Here is a 25,402-nt window from a genome sequence, read left to right as displayed (position 1 = left end):
GAAGCGGATCATCCGCGCGGCATGAATTGCGGCGGACTGGTGGTAGGCTTTCTGGTGCGAAACGGCCAAGGGGGCGGTGTTGCTTGCATCCATTGCAAAGTGCATAATCGACCTCGATCTTTGTTGTAGAGAAGCCGCCCTGCCAGGCGGTTTTTTTTTGCCTGCGATTCGACTACTGGATGGATTCGCAGGTGTTTCAGTCATCTACTGGCGCAGCGCCAGATCACGCATAGTTCGCCTCGTCAGGAGCTGGGCGGTGCAGTACAGGGCGACTCGGAAACGGCCGCACCTCCTCCCCCGTCAACGTCCCGTCCTCGTTCTCGATGACAAAAATCACCCGACCAGCCTTCATCGCCTTGGCGATGGCTGGGGCGCTCACATCAAGCCCTTTGGCGACAGCGGTCTGGCCGATTCGCTCAACAAGCTCAGGCAGCAGTGTTCGGTTCATGGCATTGCCTCAGTGGTGAATGCGCATGATGTTAACCGCCGGTTAGTATTTCTTCAATACCGGCGGTTGAGGCAGTTAAATTAACCTCCGGTTAAATTTCGCGCATGACGAAAAAGAAAGATCTCTCCCCCGAACTGAAGGCCGAGTGCGAGGCAGCCAAAAGGCTGTTCACTCAGAAGAAGAATGCGCTTGGCCTGACGCAGGCAAAGGTCGCCGAGGCTGCTGACATCTCCCCGGCCGGCGTAGCCATGTACCTGAATGGCACCAACCCCCTGAATGCGAAATTCGCCGTAGTACTGTCCAGGCTGCTTCAAGAACCTGTGGATCGATTCAGTCCTCGGCTGGCTGCTGAGCTCGCACAAATGCAGGGCGCCCAGGTGAAGAGCGCTGAAGGCTCCGGGAGCACCGCGGCTGAAAAGGTCTTGGAGATGCTGCGCAAGCATGGCGGCAAGTCGTTGGATGCCACAGCTCAGGACAAGATTGCGAAAGCGGTCGCTGACAGCCTATCCGAAGCCTCTACTCCATTATTGGCCCCCAGCCAGGCTGCGATTATGGTCGAGCCAGGCCATGGCGATATTTCCATTCCCCAGTACGACATCCGGGCAGCCATGGGCCACGGCCAAGTTCCAGCTGAGTACAGCGAAGTCATCAGGAATGTGGTTATTCGTGAAGAGGTGCTGCGCGAGAAAGGTGTGACCTATACCTCAGCCCAAGCGCTTTCGATGATTACTGGGTGGGGACAGAGCATGGAGGGGACGATTAACGATAGAGATCCAGTGATCGTTGACCGCGGAGTGAACGACTACCAAGGCGAAGGCGTGTACGTCGTCACATGGCATGGCGATCTGCTGATTAAGCGCTTACAACGGCAGGATGAAGATCACGTATGGCTCATCTCGGATAACAAAAATTACGATAGACAAACCGCTCGCATAGATGACGTAATCATCCATGCAAAAGTTTTACTTGTTTGGAACGCTCGAAGAGTCTGAGACAGTATTTTTTCGGGTCACAAGGAGAGCGCCCGGTGTTTGAAAATAAGAAATCAGATGTGGACAGTATATCTATATCAGGCTTTTATTATGGAATTCTTGGAGTTTTCCTTAGTGCTGCAGGCATAGCCCTCTCAGTATACGCACTAAGCTCTGGAGAAAAGTCTTTATGGCTGGGTCTGTCTGGGTGGATAGCAGCCATACTAATAGGTATTTTCCTCACTCGCCTCTGCTTAAAATTAATCGCCATTAACTCGAACATACAGGCCGAGGCTAAAGAAAGCATACAAAAATCTATCGAATTAGCAGCACGGATTGGCGAATTAGAGTACGCAAACGAAAGGCTTACAGAGATTGGTTCCTTTGTAATTTCTGCGACTGCAAAAGGACCTGCAAAACCCAGACGCAGCACACCTATGGCACCGCGACGCAAGAGCAACTCTGAGCGCCAAAATCAAAGCATCGAGAACGAAGAGGTTACGGATGACATTTGACTTCAATGATTACAACTACTACCCAAACCTGCGCAGCCGACCTGCAGAAGTCAAAGGATTCTGTGAACTAGCCGATGCGTGCAAGGACGCAATAATACCGACTTTCACCCTGGGCAAGTGGCCTAGACAGGAAGACTCTAGAACTTCACTGTCCGAAATAATCAACGCCTCGGGAGGGCGCCCACTTATCCTCGATCTGACTTCCGACCCTGCTTATCTGACCAAAGATATTTATGAACTCAAGAACCCCGACTCAAACTTTAAAAGCTGGAGGAACTTTATCGAGCGAATAGAGCACCCAGTAGTACCTACAATCCAAATAAATGAAGACTCAAAAATTTCCCAGGTAATCCGCCAAGCTCGACACTTTGAAAATAGTGGCCTAGGCAAAATAGCTTTTAAGATCCAAAGCTTCAGCGATCAGGCGAACAATATTATTGCCGCCCTCTCCGCTCTAGACTCAGCTGACAACGCACTAGTGATTATTGATGCAGGATATATACGTGATACGGTCCATGCATCACTGGCAGGATGTGTAACGCTGATAAACTCTATCAGGGATGAAGTGGACAACGCCATCATTAGCGTAACATCCACTAGCTTTCCATCTTCGGTCATGCCCTTCATTGATGCAAAAAGCAAAGGTAAAAGCGGAATTATCGATATGCTCGAGACCAAGCTCCATGCCGCAATTGGTCGCGAGGCCGTTATTTACGGCGATCATGGATCAATCCATTCAAGGGTCTATACAACGAAGGGCGGGAAATTCATCGCACGTATAGACTACCCGCTCAATGATGCATGGGTATTTGAGCGCAGGGCAGACACTAATTCACAGGGTTATATTTCAGCAGCTCAAGATTTAATTGAGAGCTTCCCAGAAATACTTGAGGATGACACTTGGGGCGCTAGAAAAATAGTAAGCGCCGCCAGCGGCGATATTGATAACATGAAACAACCCGCATCATGGATCGCCGCCAGAGTAAACATGCACATCAGCAGGCAGATTGACCTTACGAGCGCAAGCGTGACTGACGAAGAAGACTTTGACGAATTTGACTTTTAACGTCTTCTGCGCACAATTACCGACTGAGGCATTTCAACCCCCGAAGCTTCAGCATCTAAACCCAGAGCTGCAAAATTTAGAGGCTTTGCAGCTCTGGGCTTGACGGCACACTTATAATCAGCGCCAAATTTTTCGATTTGACGTTCTAGGCTTACCCTATCTACAACCGACCGACTGAGAAGATCCAGCCCGCTTTCCGTTGAGTTTTCATTTCGCTCCTTGGTAAACGCTTCAAAGCTCTCAGCATATCTGTTTTTAATACACGAAAGCACATATGCTCGAAGCTTCTGCAGGTGTCGGGCCCCGCACTGAGCGGCCAGCTCAGCGCGAGCAGCACCCATTGGGTAAGTAATCCCAGTAACTTTTAAAAACCTCTCAAGCTCGACCTTAGTAATCAAACTTGTCAACCTTGCGACACTCTTTACTTCTCGTATCCTGCCGGCTCGAACTTGCCTCAGTCGAGGGCGGCCGGATTGAACAAAAACCTCCAAGATCCCGATATCTTCGGAATACTGACTCTCGATAGAGCTTATAAACTTAGACGCCGCGACCACTACGACCTTATCGAAGTGTTCTTGAAAAGACTCTATTTGACCTGGAAGCCTTTTGAGCGTATCAAAATGACTTTTAATCTCAAATCCATACAACCGACCATTGGCCACAGCAATATCAGCGCGGCGAGACCAGTTGGCCACGACCATTTCACTTATTATGACTGCATCTTCGACTAGACCTTTTTCATATAGCCAGTCAATTAGCAGTACTTTTATCTCTCTCTCTGACAACACTGAGCAGAGACTCCCAAATCGAAAAACAAAGCATCAAATCTGCAATAATGATAGCAAAAAGCCACGACTCAAGACATCATTATCGCATTTTGGCTGAACACAGAATAGCTCCTTACGGACTAAAAAATACTTAATCAAAATGGCGTCTCCTCAACGTCATGGCGGACCAAATCAAGGTCCACCTCCCTCTCGATCACCAGATCGTCATCCGTCGACGCGTCCCACTGCAGGATCACCGATCCGTCATCGCAGAAGATCATGTCCAGGCCGTCGGTCTCTGACAGCAACTCCATGATCGCGTCCCAGTCCTGATCTCTGTCCGTGTCCAACTGATGGATCAGAACCTTCCTCCCGTACTGGGCCAGCGGCGAGTTGATCATCGCTGAAACCCTCAACCCCAGTTTCTCCAGACCAGTCAGCTCCTCGCGAGGCGCCGACATCGCGAATCTTTGTGCCGCTCCCATTTTCTACCTCCGATACTGTATATCCGTACAGCTAGCGACGATCTTAGCGCGCCCGTCCGAAAAAATAATTAACCGCCGGTATTGACGTTAAAATTACCGCCGGTTAACTTTGCCTCATCGCCGGATCGACACCGGCCAGCAACAAGGCAGCGAGCCGAACGCCTTTAAGTTCGGTACAGGGGCGCCTCACCCCGTGGCCAGCAGCGTAGATGGCCCTTGATCAAAGAGTGCTGACGGGTGGGATGCCATGCCATGGACTACTTCGCGGTCAGCTGTCGGGATCACAGATCCCCCGAGAACCCGATTTCACTGGCTGGCCTTGGCGACAGGGCCAGACGGGAAATCAACCGGAGAGACGATATGAGACGACTGCTTTGCACAGGCCTCTATTGGCTGATTGAGCCGCTACTCGACCTGCTGGATGAGCGAAGACGAAAAGAACGGCTCTCCAGTCAGCACATAGCGCGAGACCATTTCGGATAAACATCCGGGTGCCACGTCAGCTTGACGTTAACTGCCCGATCTCCTGGTCTTCCCCAGCACCAGGCTGCATCGGAGAGCCTTCCCGACCCTACACAAGCGTGTTCAGGGAGACAGGCGGGATCGGCTCTCCAATGCAGCCCCCAACGGAAGTGAATTGCGATGAAGTCATTCAAGCAAATGATCAAGGATGGCGATGTGCGCCGCGCAGACGCCATGAAGGTGAAGCTGGAGGATCTTCACGAAGAGCCCGGCTTCAACCTGCGCACCGAGGGCGAAGCTCTCGAAGCGAGCATCGACGCCTTAGCCGAATTCATCGCCAATGGCGGCCAGATCCCGGCCCTTGAAGTTCGCCCGCGAGCTGAAGGCGGCGTGTGGGTAGTTGACGGCCACCGTCGTCGCCGGTCCATGCTCAAGCTCGACAACGCAGGTCGCCTGCCACGCACGCCCAACAAGGAAAACCCGGACATCCTCGAAGCCTGGATACCCGTTGTGGCATTCGAAGGCAGCGATGCCGACCGCGTGGCACGGATCATCTCCAGCCAGGAGAACGAAAAGCTCTCCCCTCTTGAACTGGCCGAGGGTTACAAGCGCTTGCGGGCTTTCGGGTGGTTCCCCGAGCAAATCGCAAAGAAGGTTGGCAGGACCCGACAGCACGTCGAGCAGGTGCTCACGGTTGGCAACGCGAACACCGATGTGCAGAACTTGGTTGCAGCTGGCCACGTGTCAGCCACGACAGCCGCCCAGGTGGTCCGCGAGCACGGCGACGGCGCAGGCAAGGTGCTGGGCGCTGAGCTGGAGAAGGCCCAGGCCATCGGCAAGAAGAAGGTGACGGCGGGCACGATGAAGGGTCCGGCGATCCCGAAGCCCCGACTCGAAGCGGTGCACACCGCCTCACGCAATTTGATTGCATCGCTCGATGCCATCGACGAGGACAGCAGATACCTCACCATCCCTACCGCGCTTGTCCTTGAGCTGCGCAAAGCCCTGGACGGTGCAACACCGAGATAAGTCATGGACACGATCACCTGCGGCTCATGGATTGGCCAGCTCGGCAAGGCGCTGGCTCCCCGTGAGCTTGAAGCACTGCTGTGGGTGGCCCAAGGCCTCACCACAAAGGAAATCGGCCGCCAGATGGCTGTTAGCGCCGGCACCGCGGCCAACCGCATCGAGGCCGCGCTCTTCAAGCTGAAGGCGGCCAGGCGCGTCGAGGCCGTCACCAAGGCCATGCGCCAACAGATCATCAGCCCGCTGTGCATCGCCCTCGCCGGCCTGATCGCCATGCATGCGGTGATCGACGACAGCGACCCGCTTCGCCGCGACCGCCGGGCACCCGAGCGGCGCACCGCCCAAGTCCGCATCGTTCGCAAGGCCGAGGCCTTCGAATACCACGCCTGATTCCCGACCAGAGGAACACCCCATGCACCCTCGCCTACAAGAGCGCGTGAGCGGCCTGGCCGACATGCGTAGCCGCACCCTCATGGCAACCGCTGAGTTCTACGAGAAGATCGGGCGCCCTGCTCCGCCGCCTGGCCCGCGATTCCAGGCTGTAGCCAAAGGCAAGGCCTGGCACGTCATCGAGATCGCCACCGGGCTGACCAAGGGCTTCTGCTTCAGTCATCAGGCTGCGATGCGGTTCGTGGACGCGATGGAGGTCGGGGCGACGAGCAAGCAGAGGGCCCTGCAATGAACGCTGCCACGCACCAAGACCAGCGTGCCGCCGTGCTGGCCCAGCTCAATGCGAGCATCGATAGCTTCTTCCTCGATGGCGGCCAAGTGCAGTGCCTGCCAGCCAGCAAGTACGTTCCGCGGCGCGTACACCGCGATCTTGAGCCGGGGCGCGTGAAAGCGCCGCCGGTGAACAAGAGGTCGGAAAAAAGGCTGCAGGACATCGAGCAGGTTCGCGAGCTGGCCAGGCGCATGACCTATGCCGAGGCAATGACCCACACCGGCCTGTCACAGGCATGCCTCGTGCGGTACGCCTTCGCCGGCCAGTTCAAATTCCAGCCCGATCCGCGACGCGGCAAGGGCAACCTGGGCAAGAAGCTCAGCGATCCCGCGGCGGACAGAGCCAAGGCCGAGCAGATCATCGCCTTCCGCAATGTCGGCATGAGGCGTGTCGACGTGGTCCGGCACTTGAGCATCTCTTACAAGCAGCTCGGACGGATTCTTCGCGAGTTCAGCATCGACTTCCCGACCACTGCCGAAAAACGAGCACAACGAAAAGCATGAACCGCATCACCGCACGCGTCCGGCACGGCCGGCGTCAGCAACACATCAATCTGCCGCCCAGCGGCTTGGGAGGATTTAGCCGTGGCGATGGATCAAGCGGAACGAGACCGACGTCGTCGGGAGAAGGCCGAGCGCCTGCAGGAAGAAGACCTGCGCTTGAAGGTTCGACCAGGGACTAAGCAGGCCCTGCTTGAGCTGATGGAGTGGGCCGGGATCGAGGAACAGGGCGAGGCGATGACGCTGATGATTCATCACGTCGAAGCGCTCGGACATCACGCCTTGTTCCGGATCGCGCGCCACGAAATCGAGGGTCACCGAACTGTGGCGCGGACGGAGCCGCTGAGGCTTTCAGCCAGGAAGCGAACCGGCCAGCACCTGCGGGCTATATGCGGCTGGGCAGACGCCTCGGCCAGCCAGATCATCGAGGCGCTGATCCACGGCATTCACGCCCTGGGCAGGCTGCACGCGGCGAAGTTTCTCACCCCGCCGCGACACAAGATCAGCATATCGCCACGCCTGGGCCTCGCCTTCGACCGGAAGAGCATGCTGATTATTCAGCAGGATCCGGGCGATGAGGTGATCACTCCGCTACTTGCTTGAACTCGCCTTCACCGGGGAAGCCCATGTCGGCCCAGATCTGACCAAGATCCTTACCTTGCGACACCGCCGCATCGTAAGTGGAGGAAGTCAGCTCAAAGAGCTTTGCCTTGCCTGACTCGTCGCCTACAAGCACCACGATCACAGAATGCGGAACCTTCTCCTGCCCTCGGTAACGGAAGCGCAAGGACATTTCCGTGCCGTTGTATTCCCAGTTGACCGATTTAGGTCTGTCGGTTGCGAGTTGCAAATCTGACATCAGATCTATTCCTATAAATGGACAAATTTGACCATCCGTAATACCCCATCCCAAACCAAATTGCCACCATGCCGCTCGCCGGCCACGGAGGATCACCCATGCCCATTCGCCACGCAGTGATGCACTTCATCGACAAGAAGCCGGACGGCAGCCCGGCGGTTCTGCACCTGGCCAGCTCGGACCTGCCCGACAGCGGCGCCATCCAGAACCTGCTGAACGATGTGAACGACACCTATAACGCCAAGACCGGCAAGGGCTGGGGCTTCTTCCATCCCGAGTCCGGCGCCTATCCGTTAAGTGGCTGGCTGGCCAAGGCCATGACCGACGATATGGCGTTCATCGACTTCACCCGCACCGCGGCCGAGCACCTGACCAAGCTGATGGAAGAGTCGAACCTGTCGGTCGGCGGGCACGTCCTGTTCGCCCTCTATACCCAGGGTATGACCGACTACCTGACGATCGCCATCTTGCAGCAGGTCGAGACGGTTGCCGTTGCCCATGACCTTACTGTCGCGCCATCTCACCAGCTCGACGCACGCACGCTGCACTTCGCCGCCCGCATCAACCTGAGCGAGTGGAAGAACAACCCGGCGTCGCGGCAGTGCGTGTCGTTCATCAAGCCTAAAGGCGGGCGCAAGGCTACCGCCTACTTCCGCGACTTCATCGGCGCTCAGGAGGGTGTCGACGCCCCGGGCGAAACCCGGACGCTGCTCAAAGCGTTCGCTGACTTCGTGAAGGATCAGGATCTGGCCGACGACACTGCCAGCGAGAAAAGCAGCGACCTGGTGGCCTACGCCCAGGCGCAGGACAAGATCGGGGCGCCGGTCAGCCTGGCCGAGCTCTCTGCCCTGCTGGACGAAGAGAGGCCGACGACCTTCGCCGACTTCATCAAGGCCGGAGACTACGGGATCGCCGAGAGCTTTGCGCCCGACAAGCGCACCCTCACCCAGTACCGCCGATTCACTGGCCGTGCCGAGGGCATGTCGATCAGCTTCGAAGCCCACCTGCTGGGTAAGCGCGTCGAGTTCGACCAGGACAGCGCGAGCCTGACCATCAAGAACCTGCCGACGCAGCTAATCAATCAGCTCAAGCGCAACGCGGCATAAGCCAGCACAAACAAAAAAGGCACCTGCTGAGCAGATGCCTTATGCCGGATTACGAGGGGAGAGGGCCCCTCTCCGGCTCGGTGATTTAACCAAATTTGAAATCATATTGCCACCATGCCGCATCCGGCCACGGAGGGCGGCGCTTGAGGAGCGACAGAAAGTAGATGCATGCCCTGTTGGTCACTCGTGAGAACAGATCACCGTAAGGAATTGGTTCTCTACACTAAGACCGTGAGTTTCTGTCTGATCCCACAAAATCAGCTCGCCATTGTAAAAGGCAAAATAAGCAATCTCTTGTGCACTGTGCCGTTGAGCTTTGCCGCATACGGCCAGGTCTTTTCCGCTCGAGTCAACAGCCGTTCCGTATAGCGGGAAAAACTCCCACCCTTCGCCTTCTAAGCCAGTTAGCGCCTTAGCCCTGGCTGCGTTTTTATCTGCCTCGGAAAGCTGAACCTTTACACGCATCGGAATTTTCAAATGAGGCTTGGCCTGGACGGGTGCAGCAGAGAGCTGCGAATTTTCGCTGGCACAGCCGGATAGCAATAGACATACCAGGCACGCCGCTATTAGAGCTTTCATTGTTTGACTGCCTGCAACGAGTGTGCGTAGACCATAGCAGGTGGCGGTACGGATCTATTGATGTTCGGCAACAAACTCTAAGACCAAAATCCCCAACGAAGTCTTTGCCGCATCCGGCCACGGAGGGCGGCGCATGCATGGAGAAAGCCATGAGCAACTACAACTGCGACTACGTTCGCCGTGTCTACGACGTCCCGGCCGAGATCGGGCGCCGCGTGATTGCCAACGGTGAGCCAGGTGTGATCATGGCCGACCGTGGCCAGTACATCGGCGTCATCCTCGACAGCGATCCGAAGAAACGCATCCGCAACTATCACCCCACCTGGGAGATGCAGTACGGCGAGATGGCCGAGACGCTTCCGCTCAAGCAGTGGGAAGTGCTCACCAACAGCATGTATGACTGGGATGACGTGAAGTACATGCTGGGCGATGCGCGCCACTATGTGCAGCGCGTGTGGGCAGCCACTCGCAGCCAGGCCAAGTACCGGGCCTATCAAGAGCTGGCCGAGTGCTTCAACGACGACGCTACTGCCATGTTGACCTTTAGGGTGCGCGCTGCGGCCAGAGCCTACTGCGTTACGATAACGCATGCTCGCTAACAGGTACGCCTGCTGGGAGTGCTGGCGGGCTGGTCTAGACTTGACACGACTAGCAACCACGGAGCCCGCAGATGGACCCGTTAATCTCTGAGCAGCCTAACCCACATGAAGCTCCTGAAAACGTCGACCATCTCAGGTTTCACCGTGCCCATGAACATATGCACCACCCGTTTGGTAACGATGCATTTGCTCGCAGGGCCGAAGCTTTCGCCCGCTTCTTTGGCACGCCGTTGTTTCTGGGGTCTCAATCACTAGTAGTACTGATTTGGATAGGTATCAGTCTATCGGGGCTGTCAGCGTTCGATCCCTACCCTTTCATTCTACTGAATCTAGCGTTCAGTCTGCAGGCAGCATACGCGGCCCCTCTAATTCTTCTGGCTCAAACCCGCCAAGCCGACCGTGACAAAGCAACCTCCGAAGCAGACGCGCGACATCGAGAGGCAATTGCCATGGCCAATCAACGACGGCAGCGGGACGCTGAGATGCACAGCAAGCAGCTTCTGCAACTGTTAGAGCAAAATACACTTCTTACGGAAGTAACAAAGCAAATGAGTGAAAGAATCGAAGTCCTAACTTCACAGATCCACTCGCACTTGCTTACTTCAGCAGAGAAAGCGCCTACGCAGAACAACTAGAAATCCCATCTCCCATCACTTTCAAAAGAATTATCTCCCCAGCGCTCCTCAACACACTTCCCTATTCAACGAATCACGCCCCCCGGCGAGGGCGGCGCCTGCCTGGAGGACTCATGAAGATTCAGATCAGGACGCTCTACAAGTGCAGCTCCTGCGACGAAATCCACGACGACGAAGACGGCGCGCGGGAATGCTGTCAGCCGGATATCTATGAGCTCTATGAGTGTCCGACGTGCAAATCCATACATGACGACGAGGACACCGCCATCAGTTGCTGCGGCGTTCACGCAGTTCAATGTCCGTCTTGCCTTCGCGACTACCCACCGATCTCGCTGTCGTCCCAGGCCATCAAGATCGCTGGTCACTGCACCACCTGCCACCCGCTGTTCACTATCGACCAGCAGCAGATCATTCAAGACCTGCACTACCAGACAACGGGACAGCGCGAGCACCTGTTCGACTGATTGCAGCCACACCCCATCTCGCTGCCACGCTGGCGGCGCCTGCAACATGGAGATTGCCCATGAACCCCTACCAGATCACTGGGCCGGCGCAGATCGGTTTCAGTGGCGGCCGCAGCTCCGGGTACATGCTGTACCACATCCTCGAAGCGCACGGCGGCCAGCTTCCCGATGGCGTGCACGTCACGTTCCAGAACACCGGCAAGGAGCGCGATGAAACGCTCGACTTCATCCGCGAGTGCCAGCGCCACTGGAGCGTGCCGATCACTTGGCTGGAATTCGACGGTGTTTACGGCCAGGGCCTGAGCTGGAAAGTGGTCACTCACGAGACAGCAAGCCGAAACGGCGAGCCTTTCGACCTGATGCTGCAGTACTACGCCGACTACCGGCGCGAAGAAAAGGGCGAGCCGCCTATTCTACCGAACCCGGTCAACCGGATGTGCACGGACCGGATGAAGATCAAGGCCAGCACCTGGTACATGCGCGATGTGGTGGGCCTGGATTCCTGGGACGCAATCATCGGTATCCGCGCAGACGAGCCGCGGCGATACCACCGCATGATGGCGGCGAATGAGAAAGGCGGTAACCGGTGGGAGAACGTGACGCCCATGTTCCACGCCGGCGTGCTGAAGCAGGACGTGAACAGCTTCTGGGCCCGCCAACTGTTCGACCTTGGCATCGACTCCGACCTGGGCAACTGCGACCTGTGCTTTCTGAAATCACCCGAGAAGATCATCCGGGCCATCGTCGAGAACCCAGACGCATCCCGCTGGTGGATAGAGGCGGAAGAGCGCACCGGCCAAGTGTTCCGGCGCGACCGGCCCAACTACAAGGCCCTGGCCTGGATGGCAGATCAGCTCGGTCGCCAGATGCCAATGGAGTTCGAATTCGCCGAAGCCGAAGACCTCATCGACTGCATGTGCGGTGACTGAGTCGATCACAACAGGCCGATCCGCATTAGCCAGTAGAGAACGCGTAGGAAAGCAGCAACAAGATTCAGCAAATCGGCAAGTCGTTTCATATCGGTGCACCTTGATGATGTGGTGCCCCGATGATGGCGTCACGACCTGCCGCGCCGCGCGGGGTGAAACCTGTAGCGAGCTCAGCTACAGCACGAAACTTTCTTTCGCCACCTACCCCATTGACAGCCACTTCGGTCGTGATGACCGCGAGGTATCCCCATGCCCACAGAAAACCGATCCAGCAACACGTACCGGCACACGTTCACCGCGACTTGCCCAGGCGACGGCGAGGTCATCGTGTACAGCCTGGAGATTCGAAGCCAAGCGATGATCCGCGTCGAGCACATCAAGACTGCCACCGCGCTCATCAAGGAAGGCTATCAGGAGCAGATCGCCGACGAACTAGCTGAGCGCTTCGGCGGTGACTTGGTGATCAAGGCGGTGCACCAGGGCGTCGAGATCGAATCGGTGAGGTAGAGCGGATGATCCATTACCACGGCACGCCCATCGGTGGCACGCGACAGGATGCGGCGCGCTTGCTCGCGGGCCGGCATGCCCTGGTGCCGTTCCCGCGGCAGGACGACATGGGCATCGTCGCCGAGAGCTGCCAATCGTTCGTCTTCGACAATGGCGCGTTCACCGTGTGGAAGAAAGGCGGCCAAGTCGATGTTGATGGCTACACCCGTTGGACGGACGACTGGCACCGCCACCCGGGCTTCGACTGGGCATTGATCCCTGACGTGATCGATGGGGACGAGGACGCCAACGACCGCCTGCTCGAACAGTGGCCCTCCCATCTTGCGGGCGTGCCGGTCTGGCACATGCACGAGTCGATCGAGCGCCTGCAGCGCCTGACCATGACCTGGCGAACTGTCGCCCTCGGCAGTTCCGGCCAGTGGCGGTCGCCCGGAACCGCAGCCTGGTGGAAACGCATGGGCGCCGCAATGGATGCCATATGCGACGACCAAGGCAGGCCAGCGTGCCGCCTGCACGGCCTGCGCATGCTTGACCCAGCCATTTTCCAGTATTTGCCCCTGTCATCAGCCGACAGCACCAACGCCGCAGTGAACGGTGGCAGCGTCAGCCGATTCGGCATGTACACCCCGCCTTCCGCTGGCCAGCGCGCCAGCGTGATTGCAGATCGCATTGAGACGCACACCAGCGCGCCGATCTGGCAGCGAGGGCCACAGACCGAACTTGCGCTGTAGAGAACATTTGTACTCCACCCAGCTGTAACCCCTCTCCCCTCTATTCACTGCCGCGAGCGAGCGGCCAAGGATCTGTCGTGGGCAAAACAATCATCCTGACCGGGAAAGCGGTCGTGAACTTCCACAAGGTCATGGAAAACGTACCTGACGATGAAGTGCAGGATCTGGTGAGCATGAGCGACACCCGTGAAGACCAGATCACCGAAGACGACCTGCTCGACATCGAGTGGATTCATGACGACGTTGCCATCGAGGTGAAGGAATGACCCGCCTCGCCCTCTGCCTCCTGCTGCTGGCCACCGGCGCCAGCGCTGCAACTCCCGATGCAGAAATACGCCGGGTTGAGCGTGAAGACATGAGCTTTGGCGATGGCGTGACTGTCATTCACGACGATCGCCGCGAGGTTACATGCTGGGTCGCAAGTAGCTGGTATGGGAGAGGCATCAGCTGCATCCCCGACAGCCAGCTGCAGGCCGGCAACGAGCGCCAGCTCTCCCCGCACGAACAGCAGAACGGACCAACACCTGCAGGTTCGCCTGCGCCATGGAATGAAGAGAGGTATTCGCTGTGAATGAAGCTCAGTGGAATGGCGAAGGGCTGCCTCCGCCTGGCACCGAATGCATGGTGACCCCGCACAACACGCTCTGGGGTTTCGACAATCTCGACACTCGACGCGTCAAGGTTGTTGCCCGCAAGGCCGATCACGAATGGCTGATGGAGCTGCGTAGCGACGGCTCCGAATCGCTCTCGTTCATCACGACACGGACGGACAAGGTGGACTTCACGCCATGCCGCACACCTGAGCAGATTGCGGCGGATGAAAGGGCTGCGGCCATTGAGGAGATGTGGTCCACCTACTGGAAGCCAGAGGTGCAGACCGCCTTCGAGGGTCTTGGGCTGCTCTACGACGCAGGCTACCGCAAGCAGGTGGCGCCATGACCGACCTGATCGATGTGAAGACGGCAGACCTATCCGGCGAAGCGCTGGGGTGGGCAGTCGGCAAGGCCGAAGGGCTGGACCTGTACCTCGAACCGCCGGGCTACAACGGCGTGCCATGGCGGGTGTTCGCCCGGTACCAGGGATCTGTGACTGAGCGCTCCGAGCGCTACAACCCATGGTCTGACTGGGCTTTGGGCGGACCGCTAATGGAAGCAAACAACGTGAGCATCCACTGCCCGCAGCACGACAATGACTGCTGGGCAGCATGGATTACCAAGGACGACAAGGACGTGGTTCATGGCGGCAGGGTCCTTCCTGCCGCTTGTCGCGCCATCATCGCAGCCAAGCTCGGCGATACCGTCCAGGTGCCGAAGGAGCTGATGCCATGAACCGGGACACCTTGAAAGCGCTGGCAGCGCGAGTGATGAATGACCGGCGATTTTGCTGCGACGAACAGCACCGGTTCTTGGCCGAAGGCGTTCTCGCTCTCTTCGCCGAGAATGAGGCGCTGCGCAAAGACGCCGAGCGGTACCTCGTTCTGCGCCAGGCCGACGTCGACACAATCCAAAACGGCGGCCTGTTCGCCGGCTTGGTGCCCGACAACATCGTGATCAACGGCCACGACCTAGATAGGCGCACAGACGCCGTGATCGCAGCACGGAAGGAGGCGCAGCCATGATCGCCCTCGCCTACATGGCCTGCCTGATCTACAGGGGGCCGCGATGAGCGCCAGGATAGTCTGCCAGTTCAGCTGCGGCGCCGCGTCGGCGGTTGCTACCAAGCTGGCCCTGGCGGAGTACGGCAGCACTCACGAGCTCCAGATCATCAACGCGTTCCTGGCCAACGAGCATGAAGACAACCGCCGGTTCGCAGCCGATTGCGAGGCATGGTTCAGCCAGCCGATCACAGTCCTGCGCGATGAGAAGTACGGCGCCGACGCTCATGAGGTGTTCCGCCGCGAGCGCTATATGAAAGGCCGAACCGGAGCCCCGTGCACCAAGATCCTCAAGCGGCGCTTGCTCGACACCTGGAAGCAGCCCGGCGACGTGATGGTGTTCGGTTACACCGCAGAGGAGGCCGACCGCCTGGAGGACTTCCGGGAGCGGAACCCCGACCGCCCAGTGGTCGCCCCACTGATCGACCGCGGCTTGGGCAAGGACGACTGTAAGGCCATCCTGCTTCGCGCCGGCATCGAGCTGCCGCTGATGTACCGGATGGGCTACGACAACGCCAACTGCATCGGATGCGTGAAGGGCGGTGAAGGCTACTTCCGGGCGATCCGGGAGGATTTCCCTGAGCAGTTCGAGGCGCTGTGCGCAATTCAGGACGATCTAGGCGAAGGCTCCTACCTGTTCCGCAATCGCGCCACCAACGTTCGCTTTTCGCTCCGCGACCTGGGCGATGGCCCAGTGCGCCGCAACGAGAAACTGCCAGCCTGCTCGTTCTTCTGCGAGCTGGCCGAAGCCGACATCATCGCCAAAGCCTAACCCCTCCCCCTACAACTCAAGCCCGCCGCGCGCGGGCGAGGATGACCCATGCCCGAAAATACCGAATACAGCATATCGCCTGACGACGCGCTGCTAATCGCCGGCATTGGCCAGCATGGCCTTAACGCGCGGCGCGCAATGATCCAGGCCCTGCTCGATCAGTACGGCGCCGAAAAGCTAGTAGAGATCCTGGCTCAGTTCATAGGTATGGCCAACTCAGTGGCTGCCAACTGCCGCGAGATGAGCGATATGGTCCTCATCCATGAATGCGGTGTGCACCCAGACAAGTTCGACAGCGTAAATCTGCCGACCATCTTCGGCGCCTGCCAAGGCGTACAGATCGCCAACAAGTGCAACCCAGACGGCGCATGTCACGGCTGCGCTTATCGCTTGGGGTCCATTGCCAATCAGTCACCCATCACCACCAGCGACGCCGAATTCATGGCGCATGACCGCAAGGGCTTCATGTGTCACGCCGAACTGGATGAGCGGGGCGAGCCCCTTCGTGTTTGCGTCGGCCACGCCAAAGCGGCTCGAGCATCCACCTGACCACCAACCTGCCGCCACCGGCGGCGTGGAGACCATCCCATGGAAACCGGAAACGCCGGTGACGTCGACAAAGTCACCGAACAGAAAATGGCCGACCTGCTCGGCTGCACAAAACGCGCCCTGGAAGGCCGGCGCCTGCGCGGAGCGATCCCCGAGGGCGTCTGGATGAAGCATGGCGGCCGAATCATCTACAGCAAGAAGAGGTACGACGAATGGCTGGAAAGCCAATGGATTTACCCCCTGGTATCGACGTCCACTATGGCTCGCTCCGGCTCAGGTTCATGTGGGAAGGTACTCGCCGAAGTGAAACCCTTCCCTACCCCCCGACACAAAAAGGCATCAAGGCTGCATCCCAGCTTCGCGATAAAGTAAACAGCCTGATCAAGCTCAACCTACTCGACCACGACAAGTATGCGGAACTGTTCCCTAGCTCCGCCGCTGTCGTGGGGGGGGTTCCTACGTTCGGTGAATACGCGCAGCTGTGGCTGGACAGCCGTGAGATCGCTGCAGGCACCAGGTTGAACTACAAGGGCACCCTCAACCTTTATTGGGTTCCGCATCTCGCATTGGTGCGCATCGACCTGATCACCTCCACACTTCTCCGCCGGATCGTCGCCTCGACCGAATGGGCCTCGCCCTCAGTGAAGCGCAACGCGATGATCAAGCTGTCGACCATCCTCCGCTCTGCGGTGCTAGACGGATTGATCACCCGAAACCCGGCTGAAGCCATCCAGCTGCCAGCACGCTCACGAAAAGAGGTTGACCCGTTCACCCTGGAAGAGGCCAACACGATCATTGCCGAGCTATACAAGCACAAGCACTGGCCTAGCCAGATCTACGCTGCGTTCTTCGAGTTCATGTTCTTCACCGGCCTGCGGCTGTCCGAAGGTCTGGCATTGCGCTGGGACACGGTCGACACGGTGAATAAGACCATTCACGTGCGGCGGACGATTGCGCTAGGGGTGGTTGAGGAGCGGACGAAGACCGGAAGGGATCGCTTCGTACTGCTCAACGAACGAGCACTGCACGCGCTGGAGTTCGCCAAGCAGTATGCGGAGCGCCGGAAACAGGGCAAAGGGCAGTTCACCGAGTCGCCGTTCGTCTTCCCGCCCGGTAAAAATGGGGAGCACGTCAAGCAGACCTCGGATCTGCACCACCAGTGGCGCCCAATCCTCAAGGGTTTGGGGGTCAGATATCGCCCCCCGTATAACTGCCGCCACACCTATGCGACAATATGCTTAATGTCTGGTCTCAACCCCGCATTTATCGCCCAACAGCTCGGGCACAGCGTGCAGATGCTCTTATCGACGTATGCACGTTGGATCAACTCGTCCAACGACTGGCAGGAGCTGCAAAAGCTCCAGATTGGTCCGAAATTGGTCCGTAGCTGCGACGAAGCCACGTAAGTTATTGATAGGTAAGCTCCTTGATCTCCACCGCTAACATCACCATGCAATTCGGCGCCAAGCCGCTGTTCGAAAACGTCTCGGTCAAATTCAACAACGGCAACCGCTACGGCCTGATCGGCGCCAACGGCTGCGGCAAGTCGACCTTCATGAAGATCCTCGGCGGTGACCTGGATCCGTCCGGCGGCCAGGTGATGCTCGAGCCGAACACGCGCCTGGGTAAACTGCGCCAGGACCAGTTCGCCTACGAAGAATTCACCGTGATCGACACCGTGATCATGGGCCACGAGCAGCTGTGGAAGGTCAAGGCCGAGCGCGATCGCATCTACTCGCTGCCAGAAATGACCGAAGAGGACGGCATGGCCGTCGCCGAGCTGGAAACCGAATTCGCCGAGATGGACGGCTACACCGCCGAATCCCGCGCCGGCGAGCTGCTGCTGGGCCTGGGTATCCCGCTGGAACAGCACTTCGGCCCGATGAGCGAAGTAGCGCCGGGCTGGAAGCTGCGCGTGCTGCTGGCCCAGGCGCTGTTCTCGGACCCGGACGTGCTGCTGCTGGACGAACCGACCAACCACCTGGACATCAACACCATCCGCTGGCTGGAAACGATCCTCACGGCGCGTAACAGCACCATGATCATCATTTCCCACGACCGTCACTTCCTCAACAGCGTCTGCACCCACATGGCCGACCTGGACTACGGTGAGCTGCGCCTGTTCCCGGGCAACTACGACGAGTACATGACTGCCGCCACTCAGTCGCGCGAGCAGCTGCTGTCGGACAACGCCAAGAAGAAAGCCCAGATCGCCGAACTGCAGACCTTCGTCAGCCGCTTCTCGGCCAACGCCTCGAAAGCCAAGCAGGCCACCTCGCGGGCCAAGCAGATCGACAAGATCCAGCTGGCCGAGGTCAAGCCGTCGAGCCGCGTGAGCCCGTTCATCCGCTTCGAACAAACGAAAAAACTGCACCGCCAGGCAGTGATTGTCGAGAAAATGGCCAAGGCCTTCGACGACAAGGTGCTGTTCAAGGACTTCAGCTTCACCATCGAGGCCGGCGAGCGCGTGGCGATCATCGGCCCCAACGGTATCGGCAAGACCACCCTGCTGCGCACCCTGGTCGGTGAAATGACCCCGGACAAGGGCGAAGTGAAGTGGACCGACAGCGCCGAAGTGGGCTACTACGCTCAGGACCACGCCCATGACTTCGAAGAGGACGTGAGCCTGTTCGACTGGATGGGCCAGTGGACCAGCGGTGAACAGGTGATCCGCGGCACCCTCGGCCGCATGCTGTTCTCCAACGACGAGATCCTCAAGTCGGTGAAGGTGATTTCCGGTGGTGAGCAGGGCCGCATGCTGTTCGGCAAGCTGATTCTGCAAAAGCCCAACGTACTGGTGATGGACGAGCCGACCAACCACCTGGACATGGAATCGATCGAGGCGCTGAACCTGGCGCTGGAAAACTACCCGGGCACCCTGCTGTTCGTCAGCCACGACCGTGAGTTCGTGTCGTCGCTGGCCACCCGCATCATCGAGCTGACCCCCGAAGGTACCGTGGACTTCAGCGGCACCTACGACGACTACCTGCGTAGCCAGGGCGTGGTGGTCTGAGCTGAACACCGTCAGCTGAATCATCGCGGGGCAAGCCCGCTCCCACGTGCTACCAGCGTGGGAGCGGCGGTGCGCCGCTGCGACTTGCCCCGCGATGTTCCTGTGCGCATCGCTCAACGAATAATTCGTTAGCCTGCTTTCTTTTCCCTCACACAACGGCCATGATGCCGGTACGCCCAACCGCCTACCCGCGAACGTGCCCATGACCGCGCAACAGCCATCCCCCGGCGACACCTCAAGCATCACCCTGCAAATCCTCGCCATCGTCTTCTATACCTTCATCGCCTTCCTCTGCATCGGCCTGCCGATCGCAGTGCTGCCCAGCCATGTCCACGACCAACTTGGCTACGGCGCAGTGGTCGCCGGCCTGACCATCGGCCTGCAATACCTCGCCACCCTGCTCAGCCGGCCCTTTGCCGGGCGGGTCGCCGACACCCTGGGCGGCAAGCGGGCGATTCGCTATGGGTTGTTTGGCATCGCCGGCTGCGGCGTGCTCACCCTGCTCTCGGCCTGGACCCTCGCCCTGCCCTGGCTGAGCCTGCTGCTGTTGCTCGGCGGGCGCCTGCTGCTGGGCATCGCCCAAGGCTTGATCGGGGTGGCGACGTTGAGCTGGGGGATTGGCCAGGTGGGGCCGGAGCATACCGCGCGGGTGATTTCGTGGAACGGCATCGCCTCCTACGGCGCCATCGCCATCGGTGCACCGGTCGGTGTGCTGTTGGTGGATACACAGGGATTCTGGATATTGGGGCCGGCGTTGCTGGTGCTGGCATTGGGCGCGTTGCTGGCGCTGCGCAAGCGCCCGGACGTGGTGGTGGTGCGCGGCGAGCGCCTGCCCTTCTGGTCGGCGTTCGGCCGCGTGGCGCCTTGCGGCCTGGGCTTGACCCTGGCGTCGATCGGCTATGGCACCCTGACCACCTTCGTCACCCTTTATTACCTGGAGCGCGGCTGGACGGGTGCTGCGTTGTGCCTGAGCGCGTTCGGCCTGTGCTTCATCGTTTCGCGACTGCTGTTCGTCAACGCGGTCAACCGCTTCGGTGGCTACAACGTGGCGATTACCTGCATGGCCACCGAGGTGCTGGGGCTGGCCTTGCTGTGGCAGGCGCCGTCGCCGCTGTGGGCGATGGTCGGCGCAGGGCTGACCGGCTTCGGCCTGTCGCTGGTGTACCCGGCGCTGGGCGTCGAGGCGATCAGGCAGGTGCCCAGCAGCAGCCGAGGTGCCGGGCTGGGTGCCTATGCGGTGTTCTTCGACCTGGCGCTGGCCATTGCCGGCCCACTGATGGGCGCGGTGGCGATACAGCTGGGCTACGCCTCGATCTTCGCCGTCGCCGCCCTGCTCGCCTTGTCAGGGGTTGGCCTGACGCTGCTGCTGGCCCGACGCGCCCAGCGCGGCTGATCGCTCGGCAGGCTCGGGCGCGCCCAGTGCCTGGCTGAAGAAGGCCGTGGTTTCGCTGCGCAGCGAGCGGTGGATATGCCGGCGGTCGACACCGTCGGCATCCTTGCACAGCACCGGCATGCGCAGGTGTTGCTCGTCGTCGCACGGCGCCATGAACACGAAATGCCCGGCCCCGGCCAGCAACCGGTAGTCCGGCGTCTGCGGCAGCTTGCGCGCCAGGGCATCGGCATTGTGCTCCAGGGCCAGCAACTGGTCCGAGTCGCCGCTGTAGATCAGCGCCGGCACATGCACCCCGGCCAGGGCGTGGCGGCCGAACATCAGGCTCAGGGGCGCCATCAGCATCACCGCGCCTACCCGCGCATCGGCCCGTGGCTCCAGTTCGCTGTGGTCGGCAATCAGCACACCATGGGTCTTGCAGGCGTCGGCGTCGTTGGGGCGTTGCTGGCAGTAACGGCGCAGGCGATCAAGGTCGGGTTGCGCGCCAGACAGGATCAGCGCCGTCTCGCCGCCGGCCGAATAACCGATCACCCCGACTTTGCCGTCATTCAGATAGGGGCCGACCAGTGTATCGGCGCGTGCGGCCGTGATCGCCGCGCTGACCTGCAGCGGCCGGCCATAGAGGTTACTGAGCGTCCCGAGGCGGCTACGATCGCGGCTGTTGTCGCCCGGGTGGATCACCGCCACCACCACGAAGCCTTGGCGTGCCAAGCCGTTGGCCAGGTCGTGCAGGGCCATGGGGCTGCCGGTATTGCCGTGGGAGATCACCAACAACGGGAAGCGACCCATGGCCACAGGTGCGTCCTGGGCAACGCGGGTCTGATAGCCCTCGATACGCACAGGCTGCGCCTCGCCGTTGGAGGGGTAGAACACCAGCGCCTGCATGGGCCTGCGGTCCACTGGGTCGGCCAGGGTGAGCCGGTGCAGGCCGGCGACCCAGGTTGCCGCGTTGGCCTGGGCCAGCAGGCCACCGAACAGGGCGATGGCCAACAGGGTACGAAACGGAGTCATGCAGGGGCGCTCCCGTGGCCGGGCGGACGTATTTCGCCAGCATAGAACCCGGCCAAGCACAGCTACATGAAAACTGAATGAAAAAAAGCCGATCGGCGCTCAAGGCGACGATCGGCTTTGTCGTGACTCGGCTGATCAGGCGGCAGCGAACAGCTCGCCGGCGATCTGCGCCTGGGCCGCATCGATGGCCTTGGCACGGTGCTCAGGGCCGTAGGCCAGGCCGTGGGCACGGACGGTTTCGACATCGGTGATGCCGATGAAGCCAAGGAAGACGTTGAGGAAGTCTTCATGGCCAACACCGGTTGGCTGGCCCTGGTGCAGGCCGCCGGCGGTGGACACCAGGATCACCTTCTTGTCGCCGCACAGGCCTTCAGGGCCGGCTTCGGTGTAGCGGAAGGTCTTGCCGGCCACGGCGATGCGGTCGATCCAGGCCTTGAGCTGGGTCGGCACGCTGAAGTTGTACATCGGTGCAGCGATCACCACCGCGTCGGCGGCAAGGAACTCTTCCAGGGTTTCGGCGCTCAGTTGAGCTTCGTGGGCCTGGGCGGCGTCACGCAGGTCCTGCGGGGTACCGGCAGCCACCAGGGTGGCGGCGGAGAAGTGGCTGATGGCGTCGGCAGCCAGGTCACGGTAGACCACTTCGATGCTCGGGTCGGCGGCTTTCCAGGCGTCGACCACTTCGCGGCTCAGCTGACGGGAGGCGGAATTGTCGCCCAGAATGCTCGAATCGATGTGCAACAGTTTCATGGGACTCTCCTGTGAATGAAGACCGCAGTGGTGGGCGATCACGATGGGGAGAATCCTATCGAAACAGCGAATAGCTGATAAGGCAGCAAAAATGCGCTAGTTTGTCCCACTGGTAGAACAGTGAGAATGCCCATGCAAGACCTCAACGACCTCTTCTATTTCGCCCAGGTGGTCGAAGCCGGCGGTTTCGCCGCGGCCGGTCGCCAGCTGGGCATCCCCAAGTCGCGCCTGTCACGGCGTATCGCCGAACTGGAAGAACGCCTGGGCACCCGCCTGCTGCAACGCACCACGCGGCAATTGAAGCTGACCGCCGTGGGTGAACGCTACCTGCACCATTGCCAGGCAATGCTGCTGGAGGCGGAGATGGCCGATGAAGTGGTGGCCAGCATGTCCAGCGAACCCCGTGGGCGGCTGCGGGTGTCCTGCCCGGTGGCCCTGGCCCATGCCTTCCTGCCCGAGGTGATCAGCCGCTTCCTGGCCCAGTACCCGCTGGTGCAGCTGGACATGGTACTGCTCAACCGCCGGGTCGACCTGATTTCCGAAGGCATCGACGTGGCCCTGCGCGTGCGTGACCTGGGTGACGAAGACCCGGCCCTGGTCACCCGCCGCCTGCGTCAGGCGCAGATGCAACTGGTGGCCGCACCGGGTTTTGCCGACCATATCCGCGAGCCCGCCGAGCTTGCCAGCCTGCCGGTGCTGGGCGCCGCCGAGGCCGACCGGCTGGTGCACCTGCGCCTGCACGGGCCGGACGGCCGCCAGCAGGAGTTGGCCCTGGAGCCACGCCTGGCCATCGATGACTTCGTCGTGCGCAACGCTGCCGTGCGTGCCGGCCTGGGCTTCACCGCGCTGCCGAGCATGTTCTGCGAGGAAGAGCTGGCACGTGGCGAACTGGTGCGCCTGCTGCCGGATTGGTCGCTGCCCGGCGGCTACCTGCAGGCGGTGTATCCGCACCGACGCGGCCTGCTACCGGCGGTGCGGGCGTGGATCGATCACCTGGCGATTTCGTTCGAAGCCTGTGGAGAGCGTTATGTCTGAGAAAAGGATGACCGAGGAACAGATCGCGCAGTTCTGCCTGGCATTGCCCGGCGCGCGCGAGGATTACAAATGGGGCGGGATCCGGGTGTTTTCGGTGGCCGGCAACAAGATGTTCGCCGTCGCAGACCTGGGCGGTGCCGGCTTGTCGTTCAAGGTGGCCGACGACCTGTTCCTGGGCTACTGCGACCGCCCGGGGATTCGCCCGGCGCCTTATCTGGCACGGGCGAAGTGGGTCAGCATGGTTGCGCCCTACCCCGTGGGCCGTGACGAGCTGTGTGACCTGCTGCGCCGCTCGCACCAGTTGGTGGTGCGGCGCCTGCCCAAGCGCACGCAGGTGGGGTTGTTGCTGGATTGACGCTGCAGCGCGGGGCAAGCCGCTGCGAGGGCTACCTACAGCAACTGCCCCAGCCCGCGCCCACCCCGCACCAGGTGATCGAACCAGAACACCTGGTGCAGCACGACGATGCCCCAGAACACCAGCTGATAGGACAACTTACGGGTCTTGTGCCGAAACAGCTGCTGGGCCAGCAGCGCACCAGGCCAGCCACCGAGCAGCTCGCTGGCATGCAGCACTTTCTCCGGGGTGCGCCAGGCCTGGTTGCGCGCCTGCTGCTTGTCCTGCCAGTACAGCAGCAGGCTCACCAGGCTCACCAGCGGGTACAGCGCCAATGGCAGCCACGACCGCCCGCTCAAGCCCATCTGCAAGCCGCCCAATATCGGCAGCAAACAAAGCCCGGCCAGGCCCAGCAGCTTCAGGCGTGGATTGCGTACGCCCTGGGCCTCGCCACGGGCAGCGGTTTGCGGACGCGCCATCAGCCGTGCGCCGTCGACCAGTCGACCCAGCCGAACTCCCAGGTGGCCAGGATCAGCAGACCAAAGGCGATGCGGTACCAGGCGAACGCGGCGTAACTGTGGTTGGCGATGAACTTGAGCAGCGCGCGCACGGCGATCATGGCGAAGATGAACGACACCACGAAGCCCAGGGCGAACACCGGCAGGTCGCCAGGCTGGAACAGCTCACGGTACTTGTAACCCGAGTACACCGCCGCACCGACCATGGTCGGCATGGCCAGGAAAAACGAGAACTCGGTGGCCGCCTTGCGCGACAGGCCGAACAGCAAGCCGCCGATGATGGTCGAGCCGGAACGCGACGTGCCCGGGATCATCGCCAGGCACTGGACGAAACCGATCTTCAGCGCGTGGTGCCAGCTCATGTCATCGACATGGTCCACCTCGATACGGTGCTGGCGGCGCTCGGCCCAGAGCATGATCACCCCACCGACCACCAGGGCCGCAGCCACGGTAATGGGGTTGAACAGGTACTTGTGGATCAAGTCGGCGAACAGCACCCCCAGCACCACCGCCGGCATGAAGGCGATCAGCAGGTTGGCGGTGAAGCGCCGTGCCGGTGCTTGGGTGGGCAGGCCCAGCACCACGTCGAAGATCTTGCGCCGGAATTCCCAGACCACCGCGAGGATTGCGCCCAACTGGATGATGATGTTGAACGCCATGGCGCGCTCACCACCGAAACCGATCAGGTCGGCGACGATGATCTGGTGCCCGGTGCTTGAAATCGGCAAGAACTCCGTCAGGCCCTCGACAACGCCCAAGATGATTGCCTGCAAGGCACTCCAAAAATCCATCATTCCCCCGATGCAGCACCGCTCCTGGCGGGCCGCTTGTAGTGATTTGCACGTAGTTGCCGCACGCGGCGCGGCTGTTTTACAGCGACAGCAGTGGCAACGCCAGCACAAATGCCCAGCGGCCTAAAGGTTTCATCTGGCACGGCCGAAATCCTAGCAGAGCCCTTGGTTCAAGGCTTGCGTTACCTGCAACACGGATCGCGCGCACTGCGCACTTA

37 protein-coding genes are annotated in these 25,402 nt (G+C 60.1%); 28 read left to right on the top strand and 9 right to left on the bottom strand.

Annotated elements, in window-relative coordinates:
• Positions 1–223: 223 nt before the first annotated feature.
• Positions 224–448 (bottom strand): Cro/CI family transcriptional regulator, encoded by a 225-nt coding sequence (locus ACO6VM_RS01085; RefSeq protein WP_346647953.1) that lies wholly within the window; start codon positions 446–448, stop codon positions 224–226.
• A gap of 104 nt (positions 449–552) precedes the next feature.
• Between ACO6VM_RS01085 and ACO6VM_RS01080 the strand changes: the two genes are divergently transcribed.
• From ACO6VM_RS01080 to ACO6VM_RS01070, 3 genes are read left to right on the top strand one after another with little or no spacing between them, the layout of a single operon-like run.
• Positions 553–1,440 carry a LexA family transcriptional regulator gene (locus ACO6VM_RS01080; protein WP_422402614.1) on the top strand — a complete coding sequence of 296 codons (888 nt, stop codon included), beginning with the start codon at positions 553–555 and terminating at the stop codon, positions 1,438–1,440.
• A 35-nt stretch (positions 1,441–1,475) separates the two neighbouring features.
• Positions 1,476–1,934 carry a hypothetical protein gene (locus ACO6VM_RS01075; protein ID WP_422402613.1) on the top strand — a complete coding sequence of 153 codons (459 nt, stop codon included), beginning with the start codon at positions 1,476–1,478 and terminating at the stop codon, positions 1,932–1,934.
• Positions 1,924–3,000, top strand: coding sequence for a beta family protein (locus tag ACO6VM_RS01070; protein ID WP_422402612.1), 1,077 nt, complete (start codon positions 1,924–1,926; stop codon positions 2,998–3,000). The genes ACO6VM_RS01075 and ACO6VM_RS01070 overlap by 11 nt, the downstream gene beginning before the upstream one ends.
• Here the strand turns inward: ACO6VM_RS01070 and ACO6VM_RS01065 are convergent.
• Together ACO6VM_RS01065 and ACO6VM_RS01060 are read right to left on the bottom strand one after the other, a co-directional pair.
• Positions 2,997–3,788: a sce7726 family protein gene (locus ACO6VM_RS01065; RefSeq protein ID WP_422402611.1), complete on the bottom strand. Its 792-nt coding sequence runs from the start codon at positions 3,786–3,788 to the stop codon at positions 2,997–2,999. The two genes, ACO6VM_RS01070 and ACO6VM_RS01065, sit on opposite strands and share 4 nt — an antisense overlap.
• Positions 3,789–3,922: 134 nt before the next feature.
• Positions 3,923–4,228 carry a DUF1654 domain-containing protein gene (locus ACO6VM_RS01060; RefSeq protein WP_422402610.1) on the bottom strand — a complete coding sequence of 102 codons (306 nt, stop codon included), beginning with the start codon at positions 4,226–4,228 and terminating at the stop codon, positions 3,923–3,925.
• Positions 4,229–4,894: 666 nt separating this feature from the next.
• Here ACO6VM_RS01060 and ACO6VM_RS01055 point away from each other — a divergent pair.
• From ACO6VM_RS01055 to ACO6VM_RS01035, 5 genes are all read left to right on the top strand, one after another.
• Complete coding sequence (locus tag ACO6VM_RS01055) at positions 4,895–5,743, top strand: ParB/RepB/Spo0J family partition protein (RefSeq protein WP_422402609.1); 849 nt, start codon at positions 4,895–4,897, stop codon at positions 5,741–5,743.
• 3 nt (positions 5,744–5,746) lie between these two features.
• On the top strand, positions 5,747–6,130 hold the full coding sequence (locus ACO6VM_RS01050) for a response regulator transcription factor (protein WP_422402608.1): 384 nt from the start codon (positions 5,747–5,749) through the stop codon (positions 6,128–6,130).
• Positions 6,131–6,152: 22 nt separating this feature from the next.
• Positions 6,153–6,422: a hypothetical protein gene (locus tag ACO6VM_RS01045; RefSeq protein WP_422402607.1), complete on the top strand. Its 270-nt coding sequence runs from the start codon at positions 6,153–6,155 to the stop codon at positions 6,420–6,422.
• Positions 6,419–6,964: a hypothetical protein gene (locus ACO6VM_RS01040; RefSeq protein WP_422402606.1), complete on the top strand. Its 546-nt coding sequence runs from the start codon at positions 6,419–6,421 to the stop codon at positions 6,962–6,964. Before ACO6VM_RS01045 ends, ACO6VM_RS01040 begins: the two co-directional genes overlap by 4 nt.
• 87 nt (positions 6,965–7,051) lie before the next feature.
• The gene (locus ACO6VM_RS01035) at positions 7,052–7,564 is read left to right on the top strand and encodes a hypothetical protein (protein ID WP_422402659.1); all 513 of its coding nucleotides are present in this window, start codon (positions 7,052–7,054) and stop codon (positions 7,562–7,564) included.
• Here the strand turns inward: ACO6VM_RS01035 and ACO6VM_RS01030 are convergent.
• The gene (locus tag ACO6VM_RS01030) at positions 7,545–7,820 is read right to left on the bottom strand and encodes a hypothetical protein (protein WP_422402605.1); all 276 of its coding nucleotides are present in this window, start codon (positions 7,818–7,820) and stop codon (positions 7,545–7,547) included. The genes ACO6VM_RS01035 and ACO6VM_RS01030 overlap by 20 nt on opposite strands.
• Positions 7,821–7,918: 98 nt before the next feature.
• Between ACO6VM_RS01030 and yejK the strand changes: the two genes are divergently transcribed.
• On the top strand, positions 7,919–8,926 hold the full coding sequence (gene yejK / locus ACO6VM_RS01025; RefSeq protein WP_422402604.1) for a nucleoid-associated protein YejK: 1,008 nt from the start codon (positions 7,919–7,921) through the stop codon (positions 8,924–8,926).
• A 180-nt stretch (positions 8,927–9,106) separates the two neighbouring features.
• Here the strand turns inward: yejK and ACO6VM_RS01020 are convergent, their stop codons facing one another.
• On the bottom strand, positions 9,107–9,505 hold the full coding sequence (locus ACO6VM_RS01020; RefSeq protein ID WP_422402603.1) for a hypothetical protein: 399 nt from the start codon (positions 9,503–9,505) through the stop codon (positions 9,107–9,109).
• 149 nt (positions 9,506–9,654) lie between these two features.
• Between ACO6VM_RS01020 and ACO6VM_RS01015 the strand changes: the two genes are divergently transcribed.
• The 17 genes from ACO6VM_RS01015 (at position 9,655) to ACO6VM_RS00935 (ending at position 20,751) form a co-directional block, all read left to right on the top strand.
• Positions 9,655–10,104: a hypothetical protein gene (locus tag ACO6VM_RS01015; RefSeq protein WP_422402602.1), complete on the top strand. Its 450-nt coding sequence runs from the start codon at positions 9,655–9,657 to the stop codon at positions 10,102–10,104.
• 71 nt (positions 10,105–10,175) lie between these two features.
• On the top strand, positions 10,176–10,739 hold the full coding sequence (locus tag ACO6VM_RS01010; RefSeq protein WP_258704322.1) for a DUF1003 domain-containing protein: 564 nt from the start codon (positions 10,176–10,178) through the stop codon (positions 10,737–10,739).
• A gap of 113 nt (positions 10,740–10,852) precedes the next feature.
• Positions 10,853–11,203 carry a hypothetical protein gene (locus ACO6VM_RS01005; RefSeq protein ID WP_422402601.1) on the top strand — a complete coding sequence of 117 codons (351 nt, stop codon included), beginning with the start codon at positions 10,853–10,855 and terminating at the stop codon, positions 11,201–11,203.
• A gap of 59 nt (positions 11,204–11,262) precedes the next feature.
• Positions 11,263–12,132: a hypothetical protein gene (locus tag ACO6VM_RS01000; RefSeq protein WP_422402600.1), complete on the top strand. Its 870-nt coding sequence runs from the start codon at positions 11,263–11,265 to the stop codon at positions 12,130–12,132.
• Between the two features lie 249 nt (positions 12,133–12,381).
• The gene (locus ACO6VM_RS00995; RefSeq protein WP_422402599.1) at positions 12,382–12,639 is read left to right on the top strand and encodes a hypothetical protein; all 258 of its coding nucleotides are present in this window, start codon (positions 12,382–12,384) and stop codon (positions 12,637–12,639) included.
• 5 nt (positions 12,640–12,644) lie between these two features.
• Entirely contained in the window at positions 12,645–13,370 is a 726-nt protein-coding gene (locus ACO6VM_RS00990; RefSeq protein ID WP_422402598.1) for a hypothetical protein, read from the top strand.
• A 77-nt stretch (positions 13,371–13,447) separates the two neighbouring features.
• Complete coding sequence (locus tag ACO6VM_RS00985; protein ID WP_422402597.1) at positions 13,448–13,636, top strand: hypothetical protein; 189 nt, start codon at positions 13,448–13,450, stop codon at positions 13,634–13,636.
• A complete protein-coding gene (locus ACO6VM_RS00980) occupies positions 13,633–13,941 on the top strand; it encodes a hypothetical protein (protein WP_422402596.1) in 309 nt (102 codons plus the stop codon). The genes ACO6VM_RS00985 and ACO6VM_RS00980 overlap by 4 nt, the downstream gene beginning before the upstream one ends.
• Positions 13,938–14,309, top strand: coding sequence for a hypothetical protein (locus ACO6VM_RS00975; protein ID WP_422402595.1), 372 nt, complete (start codon positions 13,938–13,940; stop codon positions 14,307–14,309). Before ACO6VM_RS00980 ends, ACO6VM_RS00975 begins: the two co-directional genes overlap by 4 nt.
• Positions 14,306–14,698, top strand: a complete 393-nt coding sequence (locus ACO6VM_RS00970) for a DUF2591 domain-containing protein (protein ID WP_422402594.1) — start codon at positions 14,306–14,308, stop codon at positions 14,696–14,698. Before ACO6VM_RS00975 ends, ACO6VM_RS00970 begins: the two co-directional genes overlap by 4 nt.
• Positions 14,695–14,988, top strand: a complete 294-nt coding sequence (locus tag ACO6VM_RS00965) for a hypothetical protein (protein WP_422402593.1) — start codon at positions 14,695–14,697, stop codon at positions 14,986–14,988. Before ACO6VM_RS00970 ends, ACO6VM_RS00965 begins: the two co-directional genes overlap by 4 nt.
• A gap of 43 nt (positions 14,989–15,031) precedes the next feature.
• Positions 15,032–15,796 (top strand): hypothetical protein, encoded by a 765-nt coding sequence (locus tag ACO6VM_RS00960; RefSeq protein ID WP_422402592.1) that lies wholly within the window; start codon positions 15,032–15,034, stop codon positions 15,794–15,796.
• Between the two features lie 48 nt (positions 15,797–15,844).
• Entirely contained in the window at positions 15,845–16,345 is a 501-nt protein-coding gene (locus tag ACO6VM_RS00955) for a hypothetical protein (RefSeq protein WP_422402591.1), read from the top strand.
• Between the two features lie 39 nt (positions 16,346–16,384).
• A complete protein-coding gene (locus tag ACO6VM_RS00950; protein WP_422402590.1) occupies positions 16,385–16,717 on the top strand; it encodes a hypothetical protein in 333 nt (110 codons plus the stop codon).
• Positions 16,627–17,751 (top strand): tyrosine-type recombinase/integrase, encoded by a 1,125-nt coding sequence (locus ACO6VM_RS00945; protein ID WP_422402589.1) that lies wholly within the window; start codon positions 16,627–16,629, stop codon positions 17,749–17,751. The genes ACO6VM_RS00950 and ACO6VM_RS00945 overlap by 91 nt, the downstream gene beginning before the upstream one ends.
• A gap of 20 nt (positions 17,752–17,771) precedes the next feature.
• Positions 17,772–19,358, top strand: a complete 1,587-nt coding sequence (locus tag ACO6VM_RS00940) for an ABC-F family ATPase (protein WP_401059172.1) — start codon at positions 17,772–17,774, stop codon at positions 19,356–19,358.
• Between the two features lie 202 nt (positions 19,359–19,560).
• The gene (locus ACO6VM_RS00935) at positions 19,561–20,751 is read left to right on the top strand and encodes an MFS transporter (RefSeq protein ID WP_401059170.1); all 1,191 of its coding nucleotides are present in this window, start codon (positions 19,561–19,563) and stop codon (positions 20,749–20,751) included.
• On the opposite strand, the gene ACO6VM_RS00930 is transcribed toward ACO6VM_RS00935, so the two are convergent.
• Positions 20,701–21,759: an alpha/beta hydrolase family protein gene (locus ACO6VM_RS00930; protein WP_401059169.1), complete on the bottom strand. Its 1,059-nt coding sequence runs from the start codon at positions 21,757–21,759 to the stop codon at positions 20,701–20,703. The genes ACO6VM_RS00935 and ACO6VM_RS00930 overlap by 51 nt on opposite strands.
• Before the next feature lie 135 nt (positions 21,760–21,894).
• The gene (locus ACO6VM_RS00925; protein WP_401059167.1) at positions 21,895–22,506 is read right to left on the bottom strand and encodes an FMN-dependent NADH-azoreductase; all 612 of its coding nucleotides are present in this window, start codon (positions 22,504–22,506) and stop codon (positions 21,895–21,897) included.
• 132 nt (positions 22,507–22,638) lie between these two features.
• On the opposite strand from ACO6VM_RS00925, the gene ACO6VM_RS00920 reads away from it, so the two are divergent.
• Together ACO6VM_RS00920 and ACO6VM_RS00915 are read left to right on the top strand one after the other, a co-directional pair.
• A complete protein-coding gene (locus ACO6VM_RS00920) occupies positions 22,639–23,541 on the top strand; it encodes a LysR substrate-binding domain-containing protein (RefSeq protein WP_347150912.1) in 903 nt (300 codons plus the stop codon).
• Positions 23,534–23,896: an MmcQ/YjbR family DNA-binding protein gene (locus ACO6VM_RS00915; protein ID WP_110994517.1), complete on the top strand. Its 363-nt coding sequence runs from the start codon at positions 23,534–23,536 to the stop codon at positions 23,894–23,896. The genes ACO6VM_RS00920 and ACO6VM_RS00915 overlap by 8 nt, the downstream gene beginning before the upstream one ends.
• A gap of 35 nt (positions 23,897–23,931) precedes the next feature.
• On the opposite strand, the gene ACO6VM_RS00910 is transcribed toward ACO6VM_RS00915, so the two are convergent.
• Both ACO6VM_RS00910 and ACO6VM_RS00905 read right to left on the bottom strand, forming a co-directional pair.
• Positions 23,932–24,354: a DUF1294 domain-containing protein gene (locus ACO6VM_RS00910; protein ID WP_401059165.1), complete on the bottom strand. Its 423-nt coding sequence runs from the start codon at positions 24,352–24,354 to the stop codon at positions 23,932–23,934.
• Positions 24,354–25,184, bottom strand: coding sequence for an undecaprenyl-diphosphate phosphatase (locus ACO6VM_RS00905; protein ID WP_110994533.1), 831 nt, complete (start codon positions 25,182–25,184; stop codon positions 24,354–24,356). Before ACO6VM_RS00905 ends, ACO6VM_RS00910 begins: the two co-directional genes overlap by 1 nt.
• Positions 25,185–25,402: the final 218 nt, after the last annotated feature.

It is taken from the genome of Pseudomonas sp. GZD-209, assembly GCF_049310485.1.
GTDB classification, from domain to species: Bacteria; Pseudomonadota; Gammaproteobacteria; order Pseudomonadales; family Pseudomonadaceae; genus Aquipseudomonas; species Aquipseudomonas sichuanensis.
This window is presented reverse-complemented; position numbering and strand designations above follow the sequence as displayed.